This window comes from Pseudomonas sp. PS01299, from assembly GCF_029960145.1.
GTDB classification, from domain to species: domain Bacteria; phylum Pseudomonadota; class Gammaproteobacteria; order Pseudomonadales; family Pseudomonadaceae; genus Aquipseudomonas; species Aquipseudomonas putida_A.
Map to the genome: position 1 here is coordinate 1 of NZ_JASCPO010000423.1, position 2634 is coordinate 2634.

The following is a 2634-nucleotide window of genomic DNA, read 5'->3' on the forward strand; positions in this document are numbered from 1 at the left end:
CGATGGCGTAGTGTCAGTCGACATTGATGTTGTCTGACACTACGCCATCGCGAGCAGGCTCACTCCTACAGTGGTTTTTGCATGGTGGCTTAGAGGGTGAAGTTGCCTTCCGCTACCAGCTCGCTCAGCGGGCGACGCGGGCTCGGCACTTCACGAGCCTGCAGGTATTCGGCCAGGGTCGCCTTGTCACCCAGCTTGCCGATCGCGACCGCCGCATGCAGCGCATAACCTTGCGGAATGTTCAGCTCCTTGCGGGCCAGCTCCTGATCGAAACCGGCCATGCCGTGGGTGTGCCAGCCGCTGATGCTCGCTTGCAGCGCCAGGTGGCCCCAGGCCGAGCCGGTGTCGAAGGTGTGCCACAGCGCCGGGGACTCTTCGCTGGCACCGGGTGCGGTGAAGGTGGTTTTCGAAATCACGATCACCAGCGCCGAAGCGTGTTGCGCCCAGCTGCGGTTGAATTCATTCAGCAGACCCAGGAAGCGTTCCCAGTTCGGCGTGTCACGGCGCGCATACAGAAAGCGCCATGGCTGCGAGTTGTAGGCCGACGGCGCCCAGCGTGCGGCTTCGAAAAAGCTCAGCAGGGTTTCTTCCGGGATCGCTTCGCCGGTGAAGGCGCGGGGCGACCAGCGGTCGGTGAACTGCGGGTGAATGGCGTAATCGGCGACGCGAGGGTTGGCACTCATCGAAAGATTCCTTGCTGTGTTTGAGTCATGAATTCGTGGCAAAACCCTACTGGGCGGCGATTCGGCTGACAAGCGCGATTTACCGACAGTCGCCAGCGCTTGGCCCGCAAGGCCTTGGGCACTAGACTGGCGGCCTTTTCACCACCTGATGTTGATGCTTGAACCATGGCCGCCATAGTCGAACCGTTCTGGAAACGCAAAACCCTCGAGCAACTGGATCACGAGGAATGGGAATCGCTGTGCGACGGCTGCGGTCTGTGCTGCCTGCAGAAACTCGAAGATGAAGAAGACAACAGCGTCTATTACACGCGCATCGCCTGCAAACTGCTGGACCTGAAAACCTGCCAGTGCAGCGACTACCCGAATCGCATCAAGTTTGTCCCGGACTGTATCCAGCTCACTCCTGGCCAGGCCGAAGAATTCAAATGGCTACCGCCGACCTGCGGTTATCGTCTGGTCAGTGAAGGCAAGGATCTGCCGCTGTGGCACCACCTGGTGTGCGGCGATCGTGACGCCGTGCACCACGAACGGATTTCCCAGTCCGGGCGCATGCTCGCCGAAGGCAGCGTGCCGGAGGACGACTGGGAAGATCACCTGATTTTCCGGGCTGGTTAAGCACCAAGGGTTTCCAGGATTCAACAAGGAGTGTGTATGGCTGGGGGATTGCTGCGGGCATCGCTGATCGGCCTGCTGGCGCTAAGCGCGCCGGTGTGGGCGGCAAAGAAGGTCGATCTGGATTACCACGTGCGCCTGTTGCCGCAAAGCGATCAGGCCGAAGTACGCCTGACCCTGGCCAAAGGCGAAGCGGTGCGCAGTCTCGACTTTGACCTCGGTGACGGCAGCCATTACAGCGACTTCAAGGCCGACGGCCAGTGGCAACTGACCCCGGGCAAACAGACCCGGGGCCTCTGGCGCCCGATCGGCGACAAGCCCAGCCTGACTTATCGCGTCAGTATCAGCCACGGCCGCAAGAGCGGCAGCTTCGACACGCGCATGACCCCGAGCTGGGCGCTGCTGCGTGGTGATGATCTGGTGCCGCCGGCCAGGCTCGATCAGCAGGATGGCATCGAGCTGGTGTCGCGTCTGCAATTCGAACTGCCCAATGGCTGGCAAAGCGTTGAAACCGCCTGGCCGCGCATCGGCAAGAACAAATTCCGCATCGACAACCCTTCACGCCTGTTCGACCGCCCGACCGGCTGGATGCTCGCCGGTCACCTCGGCAGCCGCCGCACGCGCCTGGGCGAAACCGAAGTCACCGTGGCCTCACCGCAAGGGCAGGGCATGCGGCGCATGGATGTGCTGACCTTGCTGACGTTCGTCTGGCCGCAGGTGCAAGCGGTCTATCCCCGGCATCCGAAAAAACTGCTGATCGTCGGTGCCAACGACCCGATGTGGCGCGGCAGTCTGGGCGCACATGAGTCCATTTACGTGAACACGCGGTTGCCACTGGTCAGCGAGAGCGGCAGCAGTGCGCTGGTACGTGAGCTGGCGCAGGTGTTCGGGCGCATCAATGACGAGCAGCGCAGTGACTGGATCAGCGAAGGGTTTGCCGAGTATTACGCGATCGAACTGGTGCGCCGCGCCGGGGGCATGAGCGATGAGCGCTATCAGGCGTTGCAGGCGAAATTGACCAAGGACAGTCAGAAAGTCACGACCCTGCGCGGCGAACAGATCAGTGCGGCGCAGCTTGCAAAAGCGGTGATTGTCTTGCAGGAACTGGATCGCGAGATTCGCTTGAAGACGCGCAACAAACGTTCGCTGGATGATGTGTTGCGCGGGGCGATGCATCTGGGGACGGTGAGTACCAAGGAGTTTGTGCAACTGGCCGAGAGTGTTCTGGGCGAGTCTTCCAAAGTCCTCGATAGCGCATTACTTCAGTAATACCGCCTTCGCGAGCAAGCCCGCTCCTACTTTTGATCGCATTCCAGCTTTAAATGTGGGAGCGGGCTTG

General features: G+C 61.1%; 3 protein-coding genes. 2 read left to right on the forward strand and 1 reads right to left on the reverse strand.

All coding sequences use genetic code 11. The annotated features are described in order from the left end of the window. Positions 1 to 89: 89 nt before the first annotated feature. The gene (locus tag QMX91_RS30595; protein ID WP_282413861.1) at positions 90 to 683 is read right to left on the reverse strand and encodes a nitroreductase family protein; all 594 of its coding nucleotides are present in this window, start codon (positions 681 to 683) and stop codon (positions 90 to 92) included. A 165-nt stretch (positions 684 to 848) separates the two neighbouring features. On the opposite strand from QMX91_RS30595, the gene QMX91_RS30600 reads away from it, so the two are divergent. Together QMX91_RS30600 and QMX91_RS30605 are read left to right on the forward strand one after the other, a co-directional pair. Further along, positions 849 to 1298, forward strand: a complete 450-nt coding sequence (locus QMX91_RS30600) for a YcgN family cysteine cluster protein (protein WP_098967686.1) — start codon at positions 849 to 851, stop codon at positions 1296 to 1298. 36 nt (positions 1299 to 1334) lie between these two features. Then, the gene (locus QMX91_RS30605; RefSeq protein ID WP_282413862.1) at positions 1335 to 2564 is read left to right on the forward strand and encodes a hypothetical protein; all 1230 of its coding nucleotides are present in this window, start codon (positions 1335 to 1337) and stop codon (positions 2562 to 2564) included. Positions 2565 to 2634 lie beyond the last annotated feature (70 nt).